The sequence below is a fragment of the Anaerotruncus rubiinfantis genome (assembly GCF_900078395.1).
Classification (GTDB): domain Bacteria; phylum Bacillota; class Clostridia; order Oscillospirales; family Ruminococcaceae; genus Anaerotruncus; species Anaerotruncus rubiinfantis.
Genome location: NZ_FKLA01000009.1, coordinates 1,116,784 through 1,141,861, shown reverse-complemented (window position 1 = coordinate 1,141,861; position 25,078 = coordinate 1,116,784). Strand labels below are relative to the sequence as shown.

The following is a 25,078-nucleotide window of genomic DNA, read 5'->3' as shown; positions in this document are numbered from 1 at the left end:
TTACATTGGTTCGGAATTTATTCCCGCGGTTCCCCTTCTCCGCCGGATTCCTCCGGCTGCCGCGGCTGAGCGGGCTCAGACGGTTCGCTGCTGGCGGTTCCACCGGGCTGTGCGGGCGGCTCGGACGAGGCTGTCTGCTGTTTCGCAGCGTCCTCGGCAGCCTGCCGTTCCTCCTCTTTTTTCTGCGCGGCGGAGAAGATTGAATAGTCCGGTTTTTCAGGCAGCGGGCGGCCTTCCATCATTGCCGCGAATTCGTCGCCCTCCATTTTTTCGTTCTCGAACAGGAATTTTGCCACTTCATGCAGCTGATCCATATGCTCGGTCAGGATATCCCGCGCGCGTTCGTAGGCAGTGTCGATGATCTCGCGGATTTCCGCGTCGATCTCCGCCGCAACATTGTCCGAATAGCTCGGCGTGCTCGAGAAATCACGGCCCAGGAATACTTCGTTCTCATCGTGCCCATAGACGATCGGTCCCAGCTTCTCAGAGAAGCCGTACCGCATGATCATGTTGCGGGCAACTTTTGTAGCGCGCTCGATGTCATTCGACGCGCCGGTGGAGATGTCCTCCAGCACCAGCTTTTCGGCCATCCGGCCGCCGAGCAGGGTGACGATGTCATCGTTCATCTCACGCTTGGTCACATAGGATTTGTCCTCGCCCGGCAGGGAGAGCGTATAACCGCCCGCCATGCCGCGCGGAATGATCGAGATCTGGTGCACCGGGTCCTGCGTGGGCAGGTAATAGGTACAGACCGCATGGCCCGCCTCGTGGTAGGAGGTGAGCTTTTTGTCCTTCTCGGTGACCACATGGGATTTCTTCTCCGGCCCGGCGATCACCTTGATGGTCGCCTCCTGGATCTCCGCCATGGTGATCGCCTTGAGGTTCTTCTTAGCCGCGAGCAGCGCGGCTTCATTGGTGAGGTTTTCGAGGTCCGCGCCGGTGAAGCCAGCCGTCGAGGCCGCGATGACCCGCAGGCTCACGTCCGGGGCGATCGGTTTGTTGCGGGTGTGAACCCGCAGGATCGCCTCACGGCCCTTGATATCCGGGTAGCCGACCATGATCTGGCGGTCGAAACGGCCCGGGCGCAGCAGCGCCGGGTCGAGGATATCGCGCCGGTTGGTGGCCGCGATGACAATGACGCCCGAGTTGGTGCCGAATCCGTCCATCTCGACGAGCAGCTGGTTCAAGGTCTGCTCACGCTCGTCGTGTCCACCGCCAAGGCCCGCGCCGCGCTGGCGGCCGACCGCGTCGATCTCATCGATGAATACGATGGCCGGGGCGTTCTTCTTCGCCTGCTCGAACAGGTCGCGCACGCGCGACGCGCCGACACCGACGAACATTTCGACAAAATCGGAACCGGAAATCGAGAAGAACGGAACTCCCGCCTCGCCCGCTACCGCTTTCGCAAGCAGGGTTTTACCGGTTCCGGGAGGGCCCATCAGCAGTACGCCCTTGGGGATGCGCGCGCCGAGCGCGTTAAACTTGCTGGGGGCCTTGAGGAATTCGACAACTTCGACGAGCTCCTCTTTTTCCTCCTCTGCCCCCGCGACATCCGCGAAGGTGACCTTTGGGCCTTCGTCCGGCATGCGGGGCTTGGCCTTGCCAAAGCTCATCACGCCGCCCGCGCCGCCTCCGCGCGCCTGGCGCATCATCATCACATAGAAGAAAATGAGCGCGCCCAGCAGGAGCAGGGATGGCAGCATGGCGACCCACCACGGCGTCTCCTTTGGACGGATAAAGTTGACGGTCATCTTCTGATCGGGATGCGCCTCATTATACTGCTGGATGTAGGTGGGCGACCCGTCGTAATGGTCGTAATAAACGTCCGTCAAAAAGAGGTTTACATTCGGGACCTTGTAATCCGTCAGTTTCCTGTCGTCCTGGAAGGTGGCGTTTAAAACGCCGGTACCCAGATCCAGTTCAAACTCCTTGATCTCCTGTCTTTCAAAATACCCGATCACCTCGGAATATTTCACGGTAACAGGCGTTGTCTGCAGCGAGGAGAGCAGCAGCGTCGCCATCAGCATCAGCAGCAGAAACACCGAGATGTATACGCCAACGCCCTTAGACCTTTTGTTCAATCGTGGTTCACTCCTGTCATTTTGCGTATCATGATTCTTCTATAGCATGCGGCTTATTCGCCGTAAACTTCCGGTTTGAGCACGCCGACATACGGCAGGTTACGGTACTTTTCCGCGTAGTCGAGGCCGTAGCCCACAACAAACGCGTCCGGCACCTCGAAGCCCTTGTAGTCGGCGAAGATATCCGCCGCGCGGCGGGAAGGTTTGTCAAGCAGGGTCGCAATTTTGATGTTGGTCGCGCCGCGCTGCAAAAACAGCCCTTTGAGATAGCTCAGCGTAAGCCCGCTGTCGAGGATATCCTCCACAATCAGGATATTCACATTCTGGGGATTGATGTCAATATCCTTGATTATCTTAACCACTCCCGAGGTTTTTACCCCGCTGTGGTAGCTCGATACCGCCATAAATTCCACTTCGAGCGGAATGTCGATCGCGCGGATCAGGTCGGCCATAAATATAAACGAACCCTTGAGCACGCCAAGAACCAGGAGGTTTTTCCCCTTGTAGTCCTCGCTGATCTGTTTTCCAAGCTCCTGGACCTTCCGCCGCAGTTCCTCTTCGCTGATGAGGACCTTTAAAATATCATCCTTCATTGCCGCTTCCCTCCGTCGTTTCGGTACTGATGGCAAAAGTCAGCACCGTTTTGGTCCCGCCGTCAATTTTGACCCGTTCGTCCGCGCCGATTCCCTCACAGAAAAGCACGCCTCCGCTGTCCGCGATGACACACAAGCTCTCACGGCCTGCGAGCATAAGCTCGTTCATCAGCTTTCGGAGCGGTTTTGAACATCCCCGCCCCACTGGCCGGATCCGGTCGCCGGGCGCGCGGGAGCGCAAAAAAATATCAGTTTTTATTTTATCATAATCCACCGCGTTTTTTAAGACCGATTCGGTATTGTTCTCAAAAATTTCATAATCTGCACAGTTTATGCGGGAAAATTCTATCGTTTTCCCACAGCCGAGCGGTACGCGCAGCCCATCGAGCGCTTCCTTTTGGAATTGACAGGCTTTAAGCGGCCCGACCCGGTGCCGTTCCCGGCGTTCCAGACGCAGTATGCCCCTTTGCACCGTCACATAATCGCCCCGACCGACCTGCAGAACCGATTTGCTTTTGCCGCCAAGCATCCCTTCTATAAGCGCAATGCGTTCCGCGCTCCGCTCGATCCCATTTGCCGCGAGCAGGTCCGCGATCACCCGCGAACGAATCGCGGGATGCCGCGCGGCAAGCGCCAAAGCGTCAATCCCGCCTTCCTTTGCGAGACGTTCCCGCTCCTCTCTCGCCTGGCCGGCCAGATAATCGGCGTCCTGCCGCAGCGCGTCGGTCATCCGGCCGATCGCCGTGAGCGCCGCCGGGTTCACCCGGTTGAGCTGCGGAAGAACGTTTTGGCGGATGTGGTTTCGGGTGTAGTCACAGGAGAGGTTGGTCGAATCGGTCACAAAGCAGAGCCCATGGTCATAGCAATACTGTTCGATCTCCGCCCGCGAACACGCGATGAGCGGCCGGATAAGGTAATCCCGCACCGGCGGGATGCCCGCGAGCCCGGCAATTCCGGTGCCGCGCGCGAGGTTCAGCAGCACCGTTTCGGCTGTGTCCGAAAGGGTGTGGGCGGTGGCAACCCTGCCTCCGTGCTGCTTCTGCAGCGCGGCAAAAAAGGCGTAGCGCTCATCGCGCGCCGTCTCTTCAATCGAGGTGCCGCGTTTGCCCGCGAGCGGGCGGATCTCCACCCGCTTCACATCGAGCGGCACGCCGTATTCCTGGCACATGGTACGCACGAGCTGTTCATCCCGGTCGCTTTCCTCCCCACGCAGACAGTGGTTCAGATGACAGGCGCGGACAGTCAGCGAAAGGCCGGCAAGCGAACACAAAAAATCGAGCAGGGCGACCGAATCCGCGCCGCCCGAAACGGCTGCAATCACCGTGTCACCCTGCCTGAGCATTGCGAACTGTTCAATTGTGGCTCTCGCCTTACGGTTCATCACGCGATAACTCCAAATTGGTAAATCTTGTGTAGCGGTTGTCCCAGCCAAGCTTGACCGTGCCGACTTCACCGTGACGGTTTTTCGCCACATCGACATCAACCACGTTGCGCTCCTCCGCCTCTTCCCGCTCGTAATAGTCCTCGCGGTAGAGCAGCAGAACGATGTCCGCATCCTGTTCGATCGAACCGGATTCACGCAGGTCGGAAAGCATCGGCTTATGGCCGGCGCGGGATTCCGGACCACGGGAAAGCTGCGAAAGGGTGATGAGCGGAACGTTCATCTCCTTTGCCATGATCTTGAGGTTTCGGGTGATCTCCGAGACTTCCTGCACGCGGTTGTCGATCCGGCGGCCGGAGGACATCAGCTGCAGGTAGTCGATGATCACAAGGTCAACTTTGCGCAGCCTTCTGAGCTTCGCTTTCATCTCGCCCACCGTGATGCCCGGCGTATCGTCCATATAGATCTCCGCTTTCGAGAGCACCTGGGACGCCATTGCGATTCGCACCCAGTCGTCCCCCGTGAGCTCGCCGGTGCGCAGGCATTTGCCCTCGATCGACGCCTGGGAGGAAAGCAGCCGCTGCGCGAGCTGTTCGTTGCTCATTTCGAGTGAAAAGATTGCGACCGTCTTGCCGGACTTGACCGCCACGCTTTCCGCAATGTTCAGCGCAAACGAGGTCTTTCCCATGCCGGGGCGCGCGGCGACCAGGATCAGGTCGGTGCGGTTGAGCCCGGTGATAACATGGTCGAGCGCCGGGTAGCCGGTCGAAATGCCCTTATACTTGTCCCGGTCCTCCCCGGACAGGTGCTGGAGCGTTTCATAGGTTTCGGTGATCGCCGTCCGGATATGCTTTAACGCGCCCGAACTGCGCCCCTGGCGGATTTCAAAGATATTCTGTTCGGCTGAGTCGAGCAGCACGTCCGATTCAGCCTGGCTTTCCTGCGCCATTCCGATGATCTCCTGCGAAGCAGTGATCAGCCTTCGGACGTAATATTTTTCGCGCACGATCCGGCAGTATGCCTCGACGTTCGCCGCCGAAGGCACCACCTGCGCGAGGTTGGTCAGATAGATTTTGGCGTCCTCATCGGTCTCAAAGATGTTCTCCCCTTTGACCGCGTCAAGGACGGTGATGAAGTCCATCGTGCGGCTACCGTTAAACATGGCGGCCATCACTTCAAATATCTGCTGGTGCTGCGGGCGGTAGAACGCCTCCGAACGCAGGTTTTCGAGCACGACCGGGAAGCAGGAAGCGTCGATCAGCACCGCGCCGAGCACGCTTTGCTCCGCTTCGAGGCTGTAGGGCATCTGCTGGGCGTACTGCCCGTCGAAATCTGCCAATGCCCGCACACCCCTTCCGTTTCGTTCTTTCACTTAGTCCGCTTCTCCCACGACCACATACATACTCGCGGTGATGCTTGGATAAAGCTTAAGCTGCGCCGTATAGCTGCCGAACGCCTTGATATCGCCTTCGAGCACAATCTTGCGTTTATCGACATCCGCGCCGAACTGCTTTTTGACCTCCTCCGCGATCTCCTTCGAGGTGACCGAGCCGAACAGTTTGCCATTCGCGCCCGCTTTCGCGGTCAGCTTGACCGTCTTGCCTTCAAGGCGCTTCGCCAGATCCGCCGCGGCCTGTTTTTCCACCTCGATCTTGTGGGCGGCGGCCGCCTGCTTGGAATTGAATTCATTCATGGCCTGCGCGTTCGCTTCAATCGCAAGCCCGCGCGGAATCAGAAAGTTGCGGGCGTACCCGTCCGAAACATTGAGCAGCTCGCCTTTTTTGCCGCTGCCCTTAACGTCCTGTTTGAGGATGACTTTCATGTTACATTCTCCTTCTATCTTAAAAATTCGTGTTGCCAAAGCTGCTTCTTTCTTTTTTCTCTTGTAAAAAAGAAAGAAGCAAAGAAATCATACGCCGAAAACGGCACAAGCCCGGATTGCACGCTCCGTAAAGCGCCCAAAGGCAAACCGCGGCAAAAACGCTCTTATTTGCGGGAGTTTTCCTCGAAATAGGCGTCGATCGCGCCGACAAGCAGCTCCTTCGCCTTTTCGGCGCCGATCCCGGTCATCTGCGCGCCGGCCATCGTGAGGTGCCCGCCGCCGCCAAGTTTTTCCATAATGATCTGCACATTGATCTGGCCCATGCTGCGCGCTGAGAAGGAAATCCCGCCGTTCAGCTCAAACACCAGGAACGAAGCCTGCACACCGGTGATATTGAGCAGTTCGTCCGCCGCCTGCGCCGCCGTCACCTGGATGTCCTCCGCGTCGCCGTGATCGGTCGAAACGGCAATGGCGCATCCCTTATAAATCTGCGCGTTGGCCACCAGCTTCGCTTTGCGCTGATACGACTGCATCGGGCTGGCAAACAGCCGCCGCACCTCCACCGTGTCTGCGCCGATCTTGCGCAGGTAGGCCGCGGCTTCAAAGGTGCGCACGCCGGTCTTGATGACAAAGTTTTTGGTATCGAGCATGATGCCCGCCAAAAGCGCTTCCGCTTCCATGCGTCCCAGACGGAATTTCTCTCCGAAATACTGCACCAGCTCGGTGACCATTTCGGACGCGGAGGAAGCATATGGTTCATGGTAAAAGATCACGGCGTTGTCGATGTGGCCGACCATCTTGCGATGGTGGTCGATGACGACGACCGTTTTGCAGGCCTCATAAACGTCGCTTGACTCCAGAAACTGTTTAATATGGGTATCGCAGATGATGAGCAGCGTCTTTTTGGTGACGAGTGAAAGCGCTGTTTCCGGTTCAATAAAGACATTTGTATATCCGTTTTCCTCGAGCTTGCCGAAAAGCGGATCGACCAGATTCGCATTGCGCCGGATGCAGATATAAGCGTCCTTACCCATCAGTTTCGCGGCTTTCGCAATCCCCACCGAGGCGCCGAAACAGTCGAGATCCGAAAGCCTGTGCCCCATGACGATCACATTGTCACTGCCGCCTATGAGTTCCGCCAGCGCGGTGGCGACGATCCGGGTCTTGACCTTGGTGCGCTTCTCCACGCCGCTCGACACGCCGCCAAAAAATTCATATCCCGACGCGCTGCGCACAGCGGCCTGGTCGCCGCCGCGCCCGAGCGCCATATCGAGCGCCTGCCGCGCGAACTGTTCGCTTTCCGAAAGATTCGCCGCGTCGCGCCCCACGCCGATCGAAAGGGTAGCGGCAACGCTTCCCTCGATTTGGATATTGCGCACCTGCTCGAGCAGCGCGAACCGCGCGGAGATGATCCCCTGCAGGTTGCGCTCCTCGATCACCGCAAGAAAGCGGTCGCGCTCGGTGCGCAGCATCAAAGCGCCGCTCTCGGTCAAGAACTTGCTCACGACATATTCAATCTGCCCCATGACGCGGGTGCGTTCATTGTCCTTGAGGTTCTGAGAAAGCTCTTCATAGTTGTCAACAAGCAGGATCATCACCGAAGGCCGCGTCTCGAAATATTCGTCCGCATACCGCCGCAGCTCGGTATTTTCAAAGAAATACACCATATAAAGTTCGCTGTCCCGGCTGACGGCGCGCACATTGTACGCCACATAGCTGCGGCCCTTGTAGACGACCTCATGCCCTTTTTCCGGGCATTTGCGGGTGACGTCCAGGCCGGGCGCGACCGACTGGATGCTCTTTGCATAGACGTTTTCGTCCTCCAGGACATGGTTCTGCGCGAGCCGGTTGCACCAGAGGATCTCTCCTTCCCCGTTGCAGACAAACACCGGGATTGGGAACGCGAGCAGCGCGTCCTGCTGGACGGTCGTCAGCGCGCGGCCCATCTCGATGAGGAAGGTGTTGATATACCTGCGGATCACATACAGCTGCCAGAGGATCAGCCCGGTGCAGACCAGTGTCACGCCAAGGCAGATGTAAAACAGCGGCAGGCTGAAAAACAGCGACGCCAGCGTCATTGCCACGCAGCATCCAGTCACGATATACAAAATCGGCCGGAACAAATTTACGTTCTTTTTCACAGTGAAACCTCATTCATCACAATGTCGATCAAAGTGGGAAAGGCCGCCATCCTGCGGGAAAGGCCCGCAAAGACCTATGAACCCTATTATCCTGCTTATTATATCACGATCCTCTTTTGGTTGCAATCTTTAGAATCTTTTGCGGCGAAAATGCGGCGAAAACCTTGACAATCCCGTCCCATTCCGCTACACTTGTAACTACTAAATTACTATTTTACTAATTTACTAAAGGAGAGCCCTTATGAATATCCCAACCACACTGAAACACAAGCCGGTCATTGTCGCGGAGGATTATGAGCAGATCGATGGCCGCAGCGCCTATCATTCCGATGCCAAAGGGCTTTCCCTCGGCCTTGCCCAATGGAACGACCGCGGCAAACTTGACATCTCCGCCAAGGTCTGGCGCTATACCGGCGAGAAATGGTCCCGCCAGTCGGAGGAGCTGCCGCTGCATCGGGTCGTCGATCTTGCCATCCTCATCTGCCGCGCCAGGCTTTTCTTCCGGGAGGAGAGCTACCGTTTTCCCAAGGGCTACGATCCCGAAAAGCCTGTCATCGACCGGGTCGGGCTGCAGGGTGACGCCATGACCGTTTCGGTCTGCACTGAAAATCCCATGATCGACGAGGACATGAAACTTTTTTCCCAGGCGCTCGCCCAGGACGACGAACTGCTTGGGGAACGTCTCGCGGTCCTCGCGCGTATTTTAAAGGAGCTGAATTACTGATGGATTCCCACAAAAAGGACCTGATCAACGCCTACAAACAGCGGCCGCTGTCCGGCGGGGTCTATGTCATCCGCAACACAGAAAGCGGCCGCTACCTGCTGCAGGCGGTGACCAATCTCGAAGGCAGCCGCAATCAGTTTCAATTTTCTCAGATGACCGGTTCCTGCGTCAGTATGAAACTACAAAAGGATTGGAACCGCTTTGGCGGAAAAGCCTTTGTTTTTGAGGTTATCGAGGAACTCACCCAAAAGGAGGACCAAACCCCGGAAGAATTCAAGGCCGATCTCGAAGCGCTTGGGGAACTCTGGGCCGAAAAATTCGACCCTGCCCTTTCCTATTAAAAGAAAACCACCGCCCGCGGCAGAACCGCGGGCGGTGGTTTTCTCTATTCAGGCCCACCAACCCCGGAAGGATGGGGCCCATGGGGAAGGGCGGGCCGCCCTTCCCTATGAGGCGCATCGCGCGGTCGTTCGCCAGCGGCGAACGGGCGCCGCAAATGACATGCGCCTAGATTTCCTGGATCACAGGCAGGATCATCGGACTTCGTTTGGTGCGGCTGTAGAAATAGGAGGACAGCGCGTCGCGCACCTGGTTTTTCAGGGTGCCCCACTCATGGACATTGTTTCTGCGGCATTCCTCAAGCGCCTGACGCGCGATATTTTTCGCTTCGGAAAGCATATCCTCCGCCTCCCGCACATAGACGAACCCGCGGGAAACGATATCCGGGCCCGAAATGATCTCGCCGGTGCGCTGGTCGATGGTGGTCACCACGACGATCAGCCCATCCTGGCCGAGATGCTTGCGGTCGCGCAGCACGATACTGCCGACATCGCCCACGCCGAGCCCGTCGACCAGCACGCGTCCGGACGGAACGGTCTCGTCGGATTTGACCGATACGCCGTCCAACTCGAACACCTTGCCGTTTTCGCCGATAAAGACATGGTCGGAATCCATGCCCATTGCCAGCGCAAGGCTCGCGTGCCGCTTGAGGTGCTTGAATTCGCCGTGCACCGGGAAGAAGAACTTCGGACGGGTCAGCGCCAGCATGATCTTGAGTTCCTCCTGGCAGGCATGGCCTGAAACGTGTACCTCGTACATCCGCTCATAAATCACATCCGCGCCCAGCCGCATCAGCTCATTGACCACGCGGCCAACCGTCTTTTCATTGCCGGGGATCGGGGTGGCGCTGATGATGATGAAGTCGCCCGGGCTGACGCTCACCTTGCGGTGGTCGTTGGTCGACATACGCGAAAGCGCGCTCATTGGCTCGCCCTGGCTTCCGGTGGTGATGATCACAACCTGGTCCGGACGGTACCGGTTCAGGTCATCGATGTCGATCATGACATCTTTGGGCGGGGTCAGATAGCCCAACTCGATCGCGGTCGCAACCACATTGACCATGCTGCGTCCGGAAACCGCTACCTTGCGCCCGTGTTTGGCGGCCGCCTCGCAGATGAGCTGTATCCGGTGGACGTTTGAGGAGAAGGTCGCCACGATGATCCGTTTTTCGGCAGCCTGCTTGAAGAGCTTGTCGAAGCTCTCGCCAACGGTGCGTTCGGTCGGGGTAAAGCCCGGCCGTTCGGCGTTGGTCGAATCGGACAGCAGCGCGAGCACGCCGTGGCTGCCGAGTTCGCCAAACCGCGCAAGGTCGATAATATCCCCGATGATGGGGGTGTAATCAATTTTAAAGTCGCCGGTCTGAATAATCACGCCGGCAGGGGTGTGGATAGCCAGCGCGACCGCGTCCGGGATCGAATGGTTCACCCGGATGAACTCGACTTCCATGCAGCCGAGTTTGATCGTCTCGCGCGGTGCGATCTGCACCAGCTTGACCTTGCCGTAAAGCCCGTGCTCCCGCAGCTTGTTCTCGATCAGGCCGATGGTCAGCTTGGTGGCATAAACCGGGACGTTGTACTCCTTCAGGAAATACGGCAGCGCGCCGATATGATCCTCATGCCCATGCGTGATGACCACGCCGCGCAGCCGGTCGCGGTTCTTTGCGATGTAGCTGAAGTCCGGCAACACCAGGTCGACGCCGAGCATCTGCTCATCCGGAAAGGTCATGCCGCAGTCCACCAGGAACATATCCCCCTGGCATTCGTAGGCGGTCATATTCTTGCCCACCTCGAGCATACCGCCGAGCGGGATGATCCGTACCGGGGGCTTGCGCTGCTCCTTCGCGCCTTTCTGACCCTTTTTGCCCTTTTTTCCGCCAGGCGCAGGGGCCTGGATCGCCGTCTCCTGCACCGGCGCTTTTGCCTGTGCAGGTTTTGCACCGCGGCGGTTCTGTTTCGGAGCTTCCGGTTTCTTTTCCGGCTGCTGATTTTTCTCAGCCTGCCGTTCGGGCTGTTTTCCCGCCGACGGCTGTTTGGGCTTGGCGGATTTCTTTTTCTGCTGCAAAGCTGCGTTCGCGGCAGGTTTATTCGCGGGCTCCGCTTTATTGGCTGCAGAGACGCCCGCCGTACTGTTCTTTTTACGGCGCTGCGCCTGCTTTTCGGGCTGTTTTACCTGCTGCGGCTGCTCCGGGGCCTGCGTTGCGGGCACATCCGGCTGTTTGGGCAGCGCCTTTTGCAGCAGTCGGGCCGCGACGTCTTTTACCGCCGCCTTGGGCTTTTTCTGCTTCGGCTGTGCATTCCGTTCCACAACCGAACGTTTCTCCAGAAAATCCAACCCGAGCTCGAGCTGTTCTGCTGTCAGCTTCCCGCCGACTTTTTTTTCATCTGTCACAAAATTTACCTCCGTACATTGTGCAATTATTCTTTTTAAGCACAAGAAAAATGAACCCATCCGCTCCGCGTTTTTTTATTCCGAACAAACGCAAATGCAAAAGATAGGCGATCCTAACGTGCGATATTCAGTTAACCGATCCCGGCCGGGGCAACCCACCCGGCCGGCGATTTAGGAAACTTGCGAAAACCGAACACATCATTACTGTATATTTTAACCTTTCTCATGTTCCTTGTCAAGCAAACCGGAGAGCCTGCGGGAAACGTCGTCGCACAGCTCCTTTGCGGTTTCCCAGTTCGCCGCCTCCGCGAACACCCGGATCGCGCCCCCCAGTTTGCGCGGACGCAGCAGCACCACGCCCCGGTCCTGCCGCAGCAGCACCCCTTCCCCGGCCTGTTCAGGGGAAAGCCCCGCCAAAATCCGCGCGGGCGGCAGGTCGATCTGCACCACCGCCTCTTCGGTGGAAAAGGCCGGGATCATCGCATCCAGTTCCCGCAGGCTGATCCCATGCCTGCGCATGTAGTCAAGCAGGCTCACCGAAAGCATCAGCCCGTCGCGCATACACTGCTGCTTCGCGGCAATCTTCCTGCCTTCCGAGTCACTGCCGTCCGCCGGACAGAGCAGGTACCGGTAGACCCTCCGGCCGCGCTGCGCGGCAAAAGCCTCGAGCGCGCGCGGGAAGTCGTTTTCCACCGCCACGTCCCGCTCCTGTTCAAACTGCGCCATACACCATGCGGCGGCCGCCCGATGTCGGCTGACGGACACATTGTCCTGCGCAAGAGCCAATGACATCCCGTTCTCCGAAATGTTCAGCTGAATCCCGCCGCCTGAAACATCGCACCCGAGCTTTTGCAGCACGTCGGTAAGAATCCGCCGCACTGTCTTATTCTCGGAACGCACCGAGGCCGACATTCCGGAAAGTCCGTCCGGCGCGAGCCGCAAAAGTTCGGTCAGGTACATCACGCCGATGCCGGACATATCCACACAGTCCCCGTACCCCTCCTTTGGCGCGCGCGCAAACTCCCCGCGGGAAAGCGCCTGTTCAATCTCCCGCTCGATTTTCCGCGTTGCGGGAAGGCCCGCGTCACAGGCCACCTTGATCGTGCTCTGTTCGCCCGCGCAGAGATAAACGCCCAGCCCCAGCGCATTATAGGCCATCGCAAATCCAAAGAGCGCTTCAAACGCCCCGCCGAAATCAAGAACCGGCGTGCCCGTTGAACGGATACCCGCGATCAGCGCGGCGCCGAGCACTTTTGAGCATCGAAGGTCGCTTGTCGCAACGCCGACCGCCCGGCCCCTGGCAATGGTGCCGACCGCGCAGCCGACCCGGACCGCAACCTCCGGTGTAATCTCCACGCCGATTTCCCCGCAGAGCCCTTCGTCGTCAAACGAGCAGGCCGCGCCGCCGCGCGCGGTGATGTGATCGGAAACAACCGACCCGTCATTTACCTTCGCGCCGCCCGCAATGCGCACCCCCGCGCGTACAACCGCTTTCGCGCCGATGACCGCCCCTTCCCCGACCGCGGTGCCTTCGAGCAGGGTCGCTTTGGACTTGACCGACGCATCCGCGCAGACAACGCTTGAAAGCACGCCCGCGCGCGCCCCGATTACACAGCGCGGGAGCAGCACCGCTTCGCTGATCGTCGCGCCGGACGACACCGTCACCCCATCGTCGAGCACGCTGCCCGCGTTTACAACCGCGTTGTCCCCAATCTGCACGCCCGCGCCGATATAAACCGGCGGGATCAGTTCATATTTGCCGGAGGGCCGCCTGCCCGCCAGGATATTCCCCGCGTAGTCGCGTTCTCCCGCCAGATGGCACCGCACCTTCCCGTCGAGCAGATCCTTCTGCGCGCGCCGGTAGGCCGAAAGATCCCCGATATCACACCAGTAGCCCGAAAGCGCGCAGCTTTGCAGCAGCATCCCGTCCGCGAGCATCCGGGGAAAGAGATCGGATGCAAAATCATATTTTTCCCCCTCCGGGATCATATTGACCGCCTCGGGAGACAGAATATAGATACCTGTGTTTGCCAGCTCACTGGTCGCCTGCGCAAACGACGGTTTCTCAACAAACCCGGTGATCTTTCCGGATTCGTCCGCGAGCACCAGACCGTATTCCCGCGGGTCGCCGACCTTGGTCGTTACGAGCGTCACCGACGCACCGCTTTTTTTGTGCGTTTCAACCGCTTCCTGTAAAGGGAAATCGCAAAGCGCGTCTCCGCTGATGATGAGCACCGGTTCGGCCGTTTCGCCCACCGCGTGCTTCACGCTGCCCGCCGTACCGAGAGGCGTATCTTCTTCCACGAACGAAAGCGCCATCCCCGCAAAATCCCCTTCCGGGAAACGCGCGCGGATCACTTCCGGCAGGTATTGCAGGGTCAGGATGCTTTCAGAAACCCCGTTTTGAGCAAGCAGTTCCAAGATATATTCCACGATCGGCCGGCCACAGAGGCGGGCCATCGGTTTTGGCAGGCGTTCGGTCAGCGGGCGCAGCCGTGAACCCTGTCCGCCCGCCATAATTACCGCTTTCATAAAGAATGCGTCCCTCCATTTTCCATTTTGCAGTCGTATGGATAGTATGGACAGGTTCCCGGCTGTTTATCGTACAGCGTCTAAAAAATTCCATGCTGTGAACGTCTGTCTGCTTTCTACCGGATAAAATCCGGTAATTCAGGCGGTTTGCCCTTGTAAAACAGAGGAATATGGTATAGAATAAAGAATTGAAATTACAACAAATGACAGCGGAGGTTCACCGATGCCAAAACAAGTGGAAATTTTCACCGACGGGGCCTGTTCCGGTAATCCCGGCGCGGGCGGCTGGGGCGCTGTGCTCCGGTTCGGCGCGCACGAGAAGGAGCTTTCCGGCGGCGAGGCCGAAACCACAAACAACCGTATGGAACTCACCGCCGTGATCGAGGCGCTCACCGCGCTCAAGGAGCCCTGCGAGGTCACCGTCACCACTGACTCAAAATATGTGGTCGACGCGATCGAAAAGGGCTGGGTCTACGGCTGGCAGAAGAAAAACTGGATGCGCGCGCCCGGCGAGCCCGCCAAAAACGTCGACCTGTGGAAGAAACTGCTCGCGCTGCTGCGGCAGCACAAGGTTCAGTTCCAGTGGGTGCGCGGCCACAACGGCCACCCCGAAAACGAACGCTGCGACACGCTTGCGGTCGCCGCAATTGAAAAGATCCGGGGAAATTTGTAAATTTTTTTGATTGCCTATTGAATTCTATACCAATTCAGTATAGAATTGAGATGTAAAGAACAATTCCCGTCAGAATGGAGTTTTGCATATGAAAAAATTTGTATACGCGGACAACGCCGCGACCACACAGATTTCCGACGCTGTTTTGGAGGCGATGCTCCCCTGGCTCAAGGACGGCTACGGCAACCCTTCCAGCATCTACGCCAAAGGCCGCGAGGCCGGACATGCCATCGAGGCCGCGCGCAAACAGGTGGCCGGTGCGCTCGGCGCGCGGCCGGATGAAATCTACTTCACCGGCTGCGGCTCTGAAAGCGACAACTGGGCGATCAAAGGCGCGGCCCATAAGCTTGCCTCCAAGGGCAAAAAGCATATCATCACCACCGCGTTCGAGCATCATGCGGTCCTTCACACCTGTGCCGCGCTCGAAAAGGAAGGCTTTGAAATCACCTATCTTCCGGTCGGTCCGCTCGGCGTGATCGATCCGCAGCAGGTCGCGGATGCGATCCGCGCGGATACCGCGCTGGTTACGATTATGTATGCGAACAATGAAATCGGCACCATCCAGCCGATTCCTGAGATTGGGGAGATCTGCCGTTCAAAGGGCGTGTGGTTCCACACCGACGCGGTGCAGGCAGTCGGCAACGTCCCAATCAACGTTGTTGATCAGAAGATCGACATGCTCTCCCTTTCCGGGCACAAGATTCACGCTCCGAAGGGCGTGGGCGTCATGTACCTGCGAAAAGGCATTGTCCTGCCAAACCTCATCGACGGAGGCGGCCAGGAACGTGGACGGCGCGCGGGAACCGAAAATGTCGCCTCGATCGTCGGGCTTGGCACGGCGATTGAGATCGCCTGCGCGGACATCCCGGCCCGCATCGCAAAGGTTACGCCGATGCGCGACCGGATCATCGGCGAGCTGCTCAAAATCCCGATGTCCCGTCTCAACGGCGATCAGGAACACCGCCTCTGCGGCAACGTGAATATCTCCTTCCCGGGCGTGGAGGGTGAATCCCTGCTTCTGTCGCTCGATCTTGTCGGCATCTGCGCCTCCTCTGGTTCCGCCTGCACATCCGGTTCGCTCGATCCCAGCCATGTGCTGCTTGCAATCGGCCTTTCCCATGAGGTTGCGCATGGTTCTCTGCGTATCTCGATCACCGACTGGAACAATGACGCGGACATCGATCATATCATTGAAAGCGTCCCGCCCATCATCGAACGGCTGCGCGCCATGTCCCCCATGTGGGAACACATGATGAAAGGCGAGCCGGTCAATCTGTAACCCGTATATTTTTGATTGTCATAGAGAGGAAGTTCTATTATGCTGTATTCTGATAAAGTGCTGGAACATTTCGCCAACCCCCACAACGTCGGCGAAATTGAAAACGCGGACGGCGTCGGCGAAGTCGGCAACGCCAAATGCGGCGACATCATGAAGATGTACTTAAAAATTGAGGGCGGCGTCATCTCTGACGTCAAGTTCAAAACCTTCGGCTGCGGCGCCGCTATCGCAACCAGCTCGATGGCGACCGATATGATCAAGGGTGCCACCATTGAGGACGCGCTCAAGCTTTCCAACAAAGCTGTTGTCGAAGCGCTCGACGGTCTTCCCGCTTCCAAAATTCACTGTTCGGTTCTGGCCGAACAGGCTGTCAAATCCGCGCTGGCCGATTACTACCGCAAGAACGGCGTCGATCCCACCCCGATCGTCGGGAATATTGAGGACTGCGACGCCTGCCACAACCTTTAATTGCACGTTTCGCCGTGCGCACGAGTGACTTTCTTGCGCGTCCAAGAAAGTCACCAAAGAAGGACGTTCAAGGGGGCTTCCAACAGCCCCCTTGAAAATCCCCTGTGAGTACGTCCGCTTAGACAAAACGCAACTTGCCGCGTGATAAAAAGCACGCGGGACAAATCGCCGCAACCTTGCGGCGATGCGCTGCGCGCAATAAGGACAAACCGATCGAAAAACCGGAGAACCGCTCTCAGCGGTCCTCCGGTTCTTTGTTTATATAAAGTTCCTCCGACTCCCGCTGCGCGTCCCGCAGATCCTCCACCGTCACCCCCAGCGCCCGCTGCGCTTCCATCGGTATCCCCGGAATCTGCATGATCCGCTCTAACGTATCCTCCACTTCCGTTACACGACTGAATAATCTGAAATAAGGATCTCTTTCCATTGCTACTCCCTCCGTTTCTTGTCATATGGTGACAGGAATTAAAACTATTGTAACATGACATGCTCTAATTGTAAACATGGCAACTGGTGACAAGATTTTTACGATTGGAGCGATAGCAATGCCGGTTAACAGCGACATTTTAAAGGAACTGCGCAAAGATAAAAAGTTGACACAAGATGATATTGGTGAACGGCTCGGCATGGCCGGTTCAACCTATGCAAGCTACGAAACCGGACGGAGACGCATGCGGATTGAACTCTTGGAGAACATCGCCGACGAGCTTGGCACATCCACCGATTACATTTTGGGCCGTACCGCGATCCAGAAGCCTTACCCAAAGCGATAATGGTCCCGCGCGCCTTGCGAAGCACCAGCGCGCGGCGCACCCAGCTTTTCTTCGAGCGGCTGCGCCGCCTATGGCGGATGCGGGGCTCACCCCGCACACCGCCATCGAAGCGGCGCGGGGTCGCGGGGATACCCCGCGCGTGTTCTTTCCCCCATTTCTTGCACGAGCAAGAAATGGGGCCCGGGCGCGCGGAGGGCGCGTTCCCCAGCCGCGCGAAGGGCGCGTCGTTCCCCAGCCGCGCGAAGGGCGCGTTCCCCGAGCGCGCGGAGGGCGCAATGCCATGGGCGCGGCGAAACGCACAAAAAACACCCCCCGGCTTACCCGGGGGATGTTTTTTATCGGAACATATTCTTTTTCCAGAGGATAAGCGCCGCAATCCCGCAAAGCCCGAGCGACAGCGCGATTGGAAACCACGAATACGGCAACGGCAGATCCACCACGTTCATGCCGAAGAAGCTGAACACCATATTGGGGATGGCCATGACGATGGTGATGGCGGTGAGCACCTTCATGACGATATTGAGGTTATTCGAGATGACCGACGCGAAGGCGTCCATCGTCCCGGAAAGGATATTCGAATAGATATTACACATTTCGATCGCCTGCTTGACCTCGATGAGCACATCTTCCAGCAGGTCCTCGTCCTCCTCATACAGCTTGATAATCCGGCCGCGCAGGATTTTCTCGAGCGTGATCTCATCGGACTTGAGCGATGTGGAGAAAAACACAAGCGATTTTTCCAAGCCCAGAAGCTGGATGAGCTCCTTGTTGCGCATCGACTGATGCAGGCGTGTTTCGGTCATTGAGGAGATTTTGTCGATCTGCTTGAGGTACTGCAGAAAGCGCGCGGCGATCCGCAGCAGGGTTAAGAGCAGGAAACGCGTTTTCAGCGAGGTTTGCAGGCCTTTGACACGGCCTTCCGCCATTTCGCTGATGAGCAGGTTTTCCCGCAGGCAGACGGTCAGGACATAGTCCCGCGTCATAATGATTCCCATTGGCATGGTGGTGTAGAGGATGGTTTTGTTTTCGTCATCCTGCTGATCAGCCACCGGGTAGTCAACAATCACCAGCGTCTGGCCTTCCTCACTCTCGATGCGGGAGCTTTCCTCTTCGTCGAGCGCGGCACGCACGAAATCCGGCTCGATCTCGAGGTCGCCGGTGAGGTAGGCGATCTCCGCTTCCGAAGGGCTGATGGCACAGATCCAGCAGCCGGTTTCGGGGGCGTCGATCCTGATAATACGATTGTCAACGGTTTTGTAGAAGTTAAGCATCGTAATACCCCTTTTCCGCAGGGGTACGGTCTTAGCGGTTGGATGTGCCCCTGCCGATATTCTCTTTTCTGATCACGCGTTGTCGAACTGGACAACTACTTCCAGGGTCAGGGTTCACATCTACACCTCCAAAAATTCAATTCCGGCAGATTTCTTACAGGCCGCCGCCCGTTTTACGCCTTATCTATTATAGCACAACCCCAGACGAATGCAAGCGCATTTTCGCGTTATCCGGCAATAAAATTAACTATTTGTCGAAAACTGGTCAAATCGGGGTTTTTTGAACAAATCCCGCCTTTTTACGTCTTTTTTACCCAAAACATACAAAAAGGCCCCCTTCCCGGACGGGGAGGGGGCCTGCGGAGCATGTTCAGAACTGCGCATTAAAGGTTTCTTCCACTTTGGAGGTGTCGTCCGCCATGACGAGGATCACATAATTGCCATGCGTGAGAGTGACCGCACCGTTGATTTTGACCATCTCCCCCGGATTGTAGCTTTCATAGGCATGCTTCTGGTCGTCGATGCGTTCTGCAACCGCATCTTTCACCATCTGCAGGTCAGCGGAGTCCTTCACCTGAAAAACCGAAACCTCCTCGGCCGTTGCACGGCTGCCGCTGATGTAGCAGGATTTGTCTGCAATCTTTTCCATATCCAGGTTGTAGATATTTTCAACCATGTCGTCTTCCAGTGTGATCATCGCATCTTTAAAGGTAAGCTCATCCGCAACCGCCTTGACCACGTCCGCCGCCGCGGGCTGTTTACCGGAGTCCGCTTCCTTTCCGCCGCAGCCGGCCAGCAGCGCCGCACACGCGGCAATCGCCAAAATTCCTGATATCAGTTTTCTCATTGCAATCGTCTCCTTATTCAACCGTTTCCAGCTCCGCTCCCGGCTCTGGGAAGGAGCTGCTTGTTTCCGCCGCCAGGTCTTCCGGTTCAGAAGAAGCCGCCGGCGGCATGCCTACGACATGGGTCTTGAGATAGGTGAACCAGATCTGATAGTAATCCGGGCCGAAATGCATGCCATCCGCCGGGGATGCCGCGTCCGGCAGCCGGCCGTTTTCATCCTTAAACTTCTCCGCGACATTCAGATAGTAGACGCCCTTCTCCTTGCAGAGTTCAAGCAGCGCGGCATTAAAAGTGTCGATCTTGTCGTTGTTCATATTATACTGATTGTTCAGGGTCACCGGCAGGATCGACTGGACGTAGACGAGCGCGTTCGGCTGGATTTCACGCACGTCGTCAATGAGTTTTCCATAGCGGCTGATGAAGGTCTGCTGGTCTTCGTCACGTACTTCGTTGCCGCCCAGCATGATGTATACCTTTGCATACTGTTTCTGCCCGAGCGCGTCCATGATGGGGATCCGGGTTCCGTCCTCCTGCTTAACCGCTTCCTTGGTGTAGACCGAGCCGAGGTTTACACCGGTATCCGCCAGCACGTCGGTGTTTTTCATCACGCCATAGAGGTCGATGCCGGTTGTGATTGAATCGCCCACAAAAACAGCGTCGTCAAAATAGGTGCTTTTCACGCGCTCGCTTTCGGGTACTGCCCCATCAAAGACCAGCAGTTCCTCCTCTTCCGGTTCCGAAGAGGACGGCGCCGCGGAGGATTCTTCCGGCGTGCTCGGCGGAGGGCTGCTCGAAGACGCCGGCGAGGAGCTGGGCCCGCTTGACTGCGCCTGCGCTCCCCCGGCCATACTCTGCCATACGAAAGCGATGATCAGCGCAATGGCAATCGCGGCGCCAATCAACCCCAGCACCGGCCAAATGGAATTCTTTTTTGGCCCGCGGTTTATTTTAATCGGTCTGTCTGACATGGCAATTTCTCCCTAAATCTCATGCGGCCTGCCCAGGATGGACAAGCATTCGTCGTATCGGTTAATTATACAACAACTCTTCCACAATTGTAAACAGGCGGGCCCCTGCGCAAAATGAACAAAATGTAAAAAATAGGAGTATACAAACAGTTATAAACACTTTCCACCGAGTTTTCCACAGCTCTGTCCGCCCAATCGGCCGCGAATTCACATGATATCCCCAACCATTTCAACGGTTTATCAACTGTATATTCGTCTCGAGGCCGAAAAATATGCATCCATTTGCCTGCAAAATCTCGGCATTTCACGCACTCTTCACAAATTATACATAGTGTCATAGCATCTTTACACATTTGGGCGTCCTTCCATTATAGTGCTGCTTTTTTGTAAAACTCCTGCCGCGGCCAGCCAGGTTTTCCAAATTCTCCAAGAAAATCAAATTTGTCCTTGACACGCCTCCTTCAATATGATAAGATGTAATTCGTCGAGTGAAGCTCGCGCGTTTTCCGACGGTTCTTTCCCTTCTTTGCGGCAGTGCTGGAATCGGCAGACAGGCACGTTTGAGGGGCGTGTGCGCGAGCGTGTGGGTTCAAGTCCCATCTGCCGCACCAAGACCTTGTAGATTGGCTTTAAAAGCCCATCTGCAAGGTCTTTTTCTTTTTTCGGAAAAGTCCCCGTGAAGCCGGTATTTCTCTGCTGCTTTGGGAAAGATAGGACAGACTCATTTCAATGATCCGGCAATGGGTTTCGACACACTGAGGAGGGATTCAGATGCGTGAAAAACTGGCGGAGATTTTTGGCGTTGTCCTGCGCGGATGGGATAAGCTGCTCTGCTTTGAAGTGCTTTATAAAACGGCTGGATTCGGCATTTTGTTTCCCTTTCTCCAGTCCCAGATGGAAAAGCTCCCCAAGCTGGCGGGTATTCCCTATCTGGGGCCGCAGAATCTGGGGCTAATCCTGCGCTCCCCGCTGGCGCTGCTGTTGGCCGCCGGGCTCCTGCTTTTGCTGGCTTTCTATCTGCTTTTTGAAATCATTGTGCTGTTTTTGTACTGTGAATCCGGCTGGCAGCGGCGGGATCTCACTTTCCTGGGGCTCTGGAGGGAAAGCCTCCTGCGCACCGCCAGCCTTTTCCGGATGAAGCGGGCCGGTGTGCTGCTGCTTTTCCCTCCGCTTCTCCTCTCCGCATTCTCCCTTTCCAGCGGCTGGCTGCAAAACATACGCCTCCCGGAATTCGTCCTGGATTATATCCGCGCGGCGCCCCTGCTGACCTTGCTCTATGCGGGCGTGGTCCTTCTCTGCAATCTGATCCTGTTTCGCTATCTGTTTGGTTTTCCCGCGATGTTCTTAGCCGGCGCATCCTTCCTTGATTCCTGGCGGGAAAGCAGTCGCCTGCTGCGCAAAAAAAATCTGCGCATCTTTGGCATGCTGCTCTGCTTCGCTGCTGTTTTTACCGCTGTTCTGGCGTTCGCCGCAGCGGCCGCAGTCCTGCTGCTGGCCGGATATACAAGGGCGTTTTATCCTCTGGCACAGGCACATGCGCAGTTCCAATTCTATTTTATTGCCTTTCAGCGCGCGGGGACTATCGCAGCCGCCACTCTCGCCTCGGTATTTTTGTGCGCTGTCACCGTCGTGCTGTACCATGCCTGCCGGCAGGAAAAGCGCCCGTCGGCCGTCCCAGGGAAAAAGACAGGGTTCATAGGCATTCTGAAACGGACAGCATTTGCCCTGTTTACCCTTGTCTTTTTGATCTTTGCCAGCGAATCGGAAATAGGCGGCCCGTTTCCGCGGCTGCTATGGGAGAATCCACAGATTGTCGCACATCGGGCGGGTGGATTCTTTGCGCCGGAAAACACGGTTGCCGCGCTTGAACAGGCGATCAGTGACGGCGCGGATCAGGCAGAAATCGACGTGCAGCAGCTTGGAGACGGCACACTCATCGTGCTGCATGATACAAATTTCCAGCGCACTACCGGTAGCAACGGGCAGGTCTGGGACGCCTCCTATGCTGATGTCCGCAGTCTGGAAGCCGGGTCTCATTTCTCCCCCACATTCACCGGTGAACCGATCCCAACACTGGAAGAGATGCTGACGGCCGCAAAAGGCCGGATTGGTCTGATGATCGAGCTGAAATCAACCGGGCATGAGACCAAACTGGTGGAATCAACATTGGAGCTCATCCAAAAGCACGGGATGCGGCAGCAGTGCAGCATTGCTTCAATGGATCTCAATATCCTCGCGCGCACCAAGGCGCTGATGCCGGAAATGCAGACGGTCTACATCTGCGCACTGCTGGTTTCCGACCGCTACGACCTGCCAAATGTGGACTGCTACAGTGTGGAAACCTCCTCCCTGTCCGCGGGGATGGTGGCACAGATTCATGCTGAAGGCAGAATGGTATACGGCTGGACGGCCAACTCCACGAAAACGCTGGCAAAACTGCTGTACTGCGAGGTGGATGGGCTGGTCACCGACAATATAATCCTCGCGGAGTACTGCATTGAAAATAACGGTGAAAACCTCCTGCTGGACGCTGTGACCGGCCTGTTTTTCTAAAACGGGAAAGCGCAGGAAACAGCAGCAGATCCCCCGGTGAATATCCGGAGGATCTGTTTCCTTATTATATAGAATCCTTTATGGCAGTTCCCGCATCTTCTTAAGCAGTTTTAAGAGCCCATCCCGGTTCTTCGCCTTCTTCATCCAACCCGGGAGCCGCTGCGCCTGTCCGCTTTGGAGCACATACCAGTCCCCTGCGCCGTTTGTGGAGAGATGTTTCTCACGCAGGCCGGCGCCGATATAATTGATAAGATATCCGAGATGTTCCCGATTGAGCGCCCAGACGACATGCCCGCGGTAGGCCCCCTTGAAATAGAGCTCCAACCCATCCAGAACATCCGCACCGGAAAAACCAATCCTCCGGACTGGAGCGGTCTGTTCGATCCTGCAGTACGGGCAGGCCACCTTCGCGCGCGGATAAGGGGCCAACTGTTCCGGCAGCCGCAGATTGAACCAGCGTCCGCAGGCGATACAGGCGTTCTGCGCGGCGACCACCGGTTTCATCGGAACACGGGTCTCACTGAAGCGGCAGCTTTCGCATGTCAGGCGGTAGTCCTCCCCCCGCAGTCGCAAAACCGCCGCTCCGCCGCATTTGGGGCAGCGTACGAGGACGCCGCCGCGCCGCAGCTGGCTATAGACATTGTATTCTTGCGGCGCGTCCGTAAAGCGCCGCCTGACGGATACCCTCATGGATTTTCCCTCTTTATGACGTGGTGATGGACGCTGTTTTCGTTTATCATATCACAAAGCTGGTGAAAAAGGAACCGTCAGCCGGCGGTTCCTTTTTTAAAAGCGCAAAGGAGCTCCACAATATTCCTCGCTTTGCGCGGCGTGCTGGAAAAACGCCTTGACCCGGGCCACCAGTTGAAGCGGCAGAAACGGCTTCACAAGATAATGGCCGCTACAACACGAAATCCGCTCCACCCGACCGGGCGGAGCGTCCTTGGCTGAAACGATGACGGCCGATGTTTGCCCAGGCCCGCGATATTCTGTAAGCTGACGCAATACGGCAGACGCCGGGCAAATGCCCGGCGTCTGCCGTATTTGTGTATGTGGGATAGAGGATCAGCGGAAGAATAAAAAGATGAGCGCGAGTGCGAACAGGATCTGGCAACAGCCGACCAGCCCGCCATAGAGCATGGCGCGCGGACCTTCCCGCAGCAGGTCGGCAAACTTGACCCGCATGCCAATGGCGGCCAGCGCGATGATCTCAAACTGGCTGCTGACCGCTTTCGCAGCAGCGCTGGCCGGCGCAGGGATCAGCTGCAGGCTGTTCACCACACTGAAAATGAAAAATCCGATAATGAACCATGGAACACGCGCCTTCACGTGCACGTCGTTTTTCGGGTGGGAGGCGAACAGGCTTGCGCCTTCCTCGGTGTCCAGTTTTGAAAAGGTAAGCGCCACCAGCACCAGGAAAATAATGCGGATAATCTTGAAGATGGTGGACATCTCGATAACCGGACCGCCGACGATCTCGGCGGAAGCGATCACCTGCCCGATCGACTGCAGCGTCCCGCCGATCATCGCGGAGGTATGCAGCACCTCATGCCCGTAGATAAGTCCGGTCAAAACCGGCAGCAGGATCATCAGCGCCGTCCCGGTGACGTTCACAATGGTGATCGAAATGCCCTTGTCCTTTGCGTCGCTCTTGACAATCGGCGCGACCGTTCCGATAGCGGATGATCCGCAAACCGCATTCCCAGCGCACATGAGCAGGACAAATTTTTTTCCAAAGCCGAGCCTGCGCCCGATGAGGTAAGCGGCGGTGATGGTGAGGGCCATCTGGCACAGGATATAGCCGATTCCGCCAAGCCCCACGCCGAGCATATCGTTCAGATCCAAGGTCATTCCGGTCAGCACGATCGAATATTCCAGCAGACGGCTTTCGGAAAATTTTGTCCCGGTATCGAAAGCCGGGCGGTTCAAAAAGGTATTCCCGGCGAACATCCCAATTCCAATGGCAAACAGCGCCGCTCCGACGGTCGGGGCGAGCTTCACCACCACCTGAGCGATCAGGGCGATCACAAGGCAGGCCAGGAAGCCCGGAAGCAGCCCAAACAGTTTCTTTTGATCGATTGCAGGTATTCTCAAATGCAATTCGGTTCCTTCTTTCCAAACAGTCTGATCCCCATTATATGGGACGCGGGCGCCGCTTCGCAAATTGAAATGTCGGATTCCCCCATTGCAAAATTCAATACCTCCGTATTCCGGCTTGTCGAACGCCATCCGGATGCTGTATACTG

Annotated in this window: 21 protein-coding genes and 1 tRNA gene; 8 read left to right on the top strand and 14 right to left on the bottom strand. The window is 57.1% G+C overall.

The window, feature by feature from the left end; all coding sequences use genetic code 11:
- Window positions 1-17: 17 nt before the first annotated feature.
- From ftsH to BN4275_RS10960, 6 genes are all read right to left on the bottom strand, one after another.
- Window positions 18-2,027, bottom strand: a complete 2,010-nt coding sequence (gene ftsH / locus BN4275_RS10985; protein ID WP_118479415.1) for an ATP-dependent zinc metalloprotease FtsH — start codon at window positions 2,025-2,027, stop codon at window positions 18-20.
- 107 nt (window positions 2,028-2,134) lie between these two features.
- Window positions 2,135-2,674 (bottom strand): hypoxanthine phosphoribosyltransferase, encoded by a 540-nt coding sequence (gene hpt, locus BN4275_RS10980; RefSeq protein ID WP_066458018.1) that lies wholly within the window; start codon window positions 2,672-2,674, stop codon window positions 2,135-2,137.
- Window positions 2,664-4,055 carry a tRNA lysidine(34) synthetase TilS gene (gene tilS, locus BN4275_RS10975; RefSeq protein WP_066458016.1) on the bottom strand — a complete coding sequence of 464 codons (1,392 nt, stop codon included), beginning with the start codon at window positions 4,053-4,055 and terminating at the stop codon, window positions 2,664-2,666. The genes hpt and tilS overlap by 11 nt, the downstream gene beginning before the upstream one ends.
- Entirely contained in the window at window positions 4,045-5,361 is a 1,317-nt protein-coding gene (gene dnaB / locus BN4275_RS10970) for a replicative DNA helicase (RefSeq protein WP_066460382.1), read from the bottom strand. The genes tilS and dnaB overlap by 11 nt, the downstream gene beginning before the upstream one ends.
- A 66-nt stretch (window positions 5,362-5,427) precedes the next feature.
- Entirely contained in the window at window positions 5,428-5,877 is a 450-nt protein-coding gene (rplI, locus tag BN4275_RS10965; RefSeq protein WP_066458013.1) for a 50S ribosomal protein L9, read from the bottom strand.
- 164 nt (window positions 5,878-6,041) lie between these two features.
- A complete protein-coding gene (locus tag BN4275_RS10960; RefSeq protein WP_066458010.1) occupies window positions 6,042-8,018 on the bottom strand; it encodes a DHH family phosphoesterase in 1,977 nt (658 codons plus the stop codon).
- A gap of 241 nt (window positions 8,019-8,259) precedes the next feature.
- Here BN4275_RS10960 and BN4275_RS10955 point away from each other — a divergent pair, with 241 nt between their 5' ends.
- Both BN4275_RS10955 and BN4275_RS10950 read left to right on the top strand, forming a co-directional pair.
- Window positions 8,260-8,742 (top strand): DUF6530 family protein, encoded by a 483-nt coding sequence (locus BN4275_RS10955; RefSeq protein ID WP_066458008.1) that lies wholly within the window; start codon window positions 8,260-8,262, stop codon window positions 8,740-8,742.
- Window positions 8,742-9,083, top strand: coding sequence for a GIY-YIG nuclease family protein (locus BN4275_RS10950; RefSeq protein ID WP_066458007.1), 342 nt, complete (start codon window positions 8,742-8,744; stop codon window positions 9,081-9,083). The genes BN4275_RS10955 and BN4275_RS10950 overlap by 1 nt, the downstream gene beginning before the upstream one ends.
- A 166-nt stretch (window positions 9,084-9,249) precedes the next feature.
- Here the strand turns inward: BN4275_RS10950 and BN4275_RS10945 are convergent, their stop codons facing one another.
- Both BN4275_RS10945 and BN4275_RS10940 read right to left on the bottom strand, forming a co-directional pair.
- Window positions 9,250-11,469: an RNase J family beta-CASP ribonuclease gene (locus tag BN4275_RS10945; protein ID WP_242863639.1), complete on the bottom strand. Its 2,220-nt coding sequence runs from the start codon at window positions 11,467-11,469 to the stop codon at window positions 9,250-9,252.
- 213 nt (window positions 11,470-11,682) lie between these two features.
- Entirely contained in the window at window positions 11,683-14,001 is a 2,319-nt protein-coding gene (locus BN4275_RS10940) for a sugar phosphate nucleotidyltransferase (protein WP_066458005.1), read from the bottom strand.
- A 223-nt stretch (window positions 14,002-14,224) separates the two neighbouring features.
- Between BN4275_RS10940 and rnhA the strand changes: the two genes are divergently transcribed.
- The 3 genes from rnhA (at window position 14,225) to nifU (ending at window position 16,421) form a co-directional block, all read left to right on the top strand.
- A complete protein-coding gene (gene rnhA / locus BN4275_RS10935) occupies window positions 14,225-14,674 on the top strand; it encodes a ribonuclease HI (protein WP_066458002.1) in 450 nt (149 codons plus the stop codon).
- Window positions 14,675-14,762: 88 nt separating this feature from the next.
- Window positions 14,763-15,953, top strand: a complete 1,191-nt coding sequence (gene nifS, locus BN4275_RS10930) for a cysteine desulfurase NifS (protein WP_066457999.1) — start codon at window positions 14,763-14,765, stop codon at window positions 15,951-15,953.
- 39 nt (window positions 15,954-15,992) lie between these two features.
- A complete protein-coding gene (gene nifU / locus BN4275_RS10925; protein ID WP_066457997.1) occupies window positions 15,993-16,421 on the top strand; it encodes a Fe-S cluster assembly scaffold protein NifU in 429 nt (142 codons plus the stop codon).
- 235 nt (window positions 16,422-16,656) lie between these two features.
- Here the strand turns inward: nifU and BN4275_RS17325 are convergent, their stop codons facing one another.
- Window positions 16,657-16,848, bottom strand: a complete 192-nt coding sequence (locus tag BN4275_RS17325; protein ID WP_147349458.1) for a hypothetical protein — start codon at window positions 16,846-16,848, stop codon at window positions 16,657-16,659.
- A 118-nt stretch (window positions 16,849-16,966) separates the two neighbouring features.
- Here BN4275_RS17325 and BN4275_RS10920 point away from each other — a divergent pair, with 118 nt between their 5' ends.
- The gene (locus BN4275_RS10920; RefSeq protein ID WP_066457995.1) at window positions 16,967-17,194 is read left to right on the top strand and encodes a helix-turn-helix domain-containing protein; all 228 of its coding nucleotides are present in this window, start codon (window positions 16,967-16,969) and stop codon (window positions 17,192-17,194) included.
- Between the two features lie 335 nt (window positions 17,195-17,529).
- Here the strand turns inward: BN4275_RS10920 and BN4275_RS10915 are convergent, their stop codons facing one another.
- From BN4275_RS10915 to BN4275_RS10905, 3 genes are all read right to left on the bottom strand, one after another.
- Window positions 17,530-18,465, bottom strand: coding sequence for a magnesium transporter CorA family protein (locus BN4275_RS10915; RefSeq protein ID WP_066457991.1), 936 nt, complete (start codon window positions 18,463-18,465; stop codon window positions 17,530-17,532).
- Window positions 18,466-18,835: 370 nt separating this feature from the next.
- Window positions 18,836-19,312 carry a DUF4358 domain-containing protein gene (locus tag BN4275_RS10910; protein WP_066457989.1) on the bottom strand — a complete coding sequence of 159 codons (477 nt, stop codon included), beginning with the start codon at window positions 19,310-19,312 and terminating at the stop codon, window positions 18,836-18,838.
- Between the two features lie 13 nt (window positions 19,313-19,325).
- Window positions 19,326-20,279: a GDSL-type esterase/lipase family protein gene (locus BN4275_RS10905; RefSeq protein ID WP_066457986.1), complete on the bottom strand. Its 954-nt coding sequence runs from the start codon at window positions 20,277-20,279 to the stop codon at window positions 19,326-19,328.
- Between the two features lie 528 nt (window positions 20,280-20,807).
- On the opposite strand from BN4275_RS10905, the gene BN4275_RS10900 reads away from it, so the two are divergent.
- Window positions 20,808-20,890: transfer RNA gene (locus BN4275_RS10900), tRNA-Leu, on the top strand.
- Between the two features lie 160 nt (window positions 20,891-21,050).
- On the top strand, window positions 21,051-22,832 hold the full coding sequence (locus tag BN4275_RS10895; RefSeq protein ID WP_066457983.1) for a glycerophosphodiester phosphodiesterase family protein: 1,782 nt from the start codon (window positions 21,051-21,053) through the stop codon (window positions 22,830-22,832).
- A 78-nt stretch (window positions 22,833-22,910) separates the two neighbouring features.
- Here BN4275_RS10895 and BN4275_RS10890 read toward each other — a convergent pair whose 3' ends face one another.
- Both BN4275_RS10890 and BN4275_RS10885 read right to left on the bottom strand, forming a co-directional pair.
- A complete protein-coding gene (locus BN4275_RS10890) occupies window positions 22,911-23,522 on the bottom strand; it encodes a hypothetical protein (RefSeq protein WP_066457981.1) in 612 nt (203 codons plus the stop codon).
- A 375-nt stretch (window positions 23,523-23,897) separates the two neighbouring features.
- Window positions 23,898-24,926 (bottom strand): YeiH family protein, encoded by a 1,029-nt coding sequence (locus BN4275_RS10885; RefSeq protein ID WP_242863637.1) that lies wholly within the window; start codon window positions 24,924-24,926, stop codon window positions 23,898-23,900.
- Window positions 24,927-25,078 lie beyond the last annotated feature (152 nt).

Coding starts and splice junctions, on each gene's coding strand:
- ftsH (WP_118479415.1), bottom strand. CDS start 2,027: ATGCTGATGGCGACGCTGCTGCTCTCCTCGCTGCAGACAACGCCTGTT.
- hpt (WP_066458018.1), bottom strand. CDS start 2,674: ATGAAGGATGATATTTTAAAGGTCCTCATCAGCGAAGAGGAACTGCGG.
- tilS (WP_066458016.1), bottom strand. CDS start 4,055: ATGAACCGTAAGGCGAGAGCCACAATTGAACAGTTCGCAATGCTCAGG.
- dnaB (WP_066460382.1), bottom strand. CDS start 5,361: ATGCCCTACAGCCTCGAAGCGGAGCAAAGCGTGCTCGGCGCGGTGCTG.
- rplI (WP_066458013.1), bottom strand. CDS start 5,877: ATGAAAGTCATCCTCAAACAGGACGTTAAGGGCAGCGGCAAAAAAGGC.
- BN4275_RS10955 (WP_066458008.1), top strand. CDS start 8,260: ATGAATATCCCAACCACACTGAAACACAAGCCGGTCATTGTCGCGGAG.
- BN4275_RS10950 (WP_066458007.1), top strand. CDS start 8,742: ATGGATTCCCACAAAAAGGACCTGATCAACGCCTACAAACAGCGGCCG.
- BN4275_RS10940 (WP_066458005.1), bottom strand. CDS start 14,001: ATGAAAGCGGTAATTATGGCGGGCGGACAGGGTTCACGGCTGCGCCCG.
- rnhA (WP_066458002.1), top strand. CDS start 14,225: ATGCCAAAACAAGTGGAAATTTTCACCGACGGGGCCTGTTCCGGTAAT.
- nifS (WP_066457999.1), top strand. CDS start 14,763: ATGAAAAAATTTGTATACGCGGACAACGCCGCGACCACACAGATTTCC.
- nifU (WP_066457997.1), top strand. CDS start 15,993: ATGCTGTATTCTGATAAAGTGCTGGAACATTTCGCCAACCCCCACAAC.
- BN4275_RS17325 (WP_147349458.1), bottom strand. CDS start 16,848: ATGGAAAGAGATCCTTATTTCAGATTATTCAGTCGTGTAACGGAAGTG.
- BN4275_RS10920 (WP_066457995.1), top strand. CDS start 16,967: ATGCCGGTTAACAGCGACATTTTAAAGGAACTGCGCAAAGATAAAAAG.
- BN4275_RS10915 (WP_066457991.1), bottom strand. CDS start 18,465: ATGCTTAACTTCTACAAAACCGTTGACAATCGTATTATCAGGATCGAC.
- BN4275_RS10910 (WP_066457989.1), bottom strand. CDS start 19,312: ATGAGAAAACTGATATCAGGAATTTTGGCGATTGCCGCGTGTGCGGCG.
- BN4275_RS10905 (WP_066457986.1), bottom strand. CDS start 20,279: ATGTCAGACAGACCGATTAAAATAAACCGCGGGCCAAAAAAGAATTCC.
- BN4275_RS10895 (WP_066457983.1), top strand. CDS start 21,051: ATGCGTGAAAAACTGGCGGAGATTTTTGGCGTTGTCCTGCGCGGATGG.
- BN4275_RS10890 (WP_066457981.1), bottom strand. CDS start 23,522: ATGAGGGTATCCGTCAGGCGGCGCTTTACGGACGCGCCGCAAGAATAC.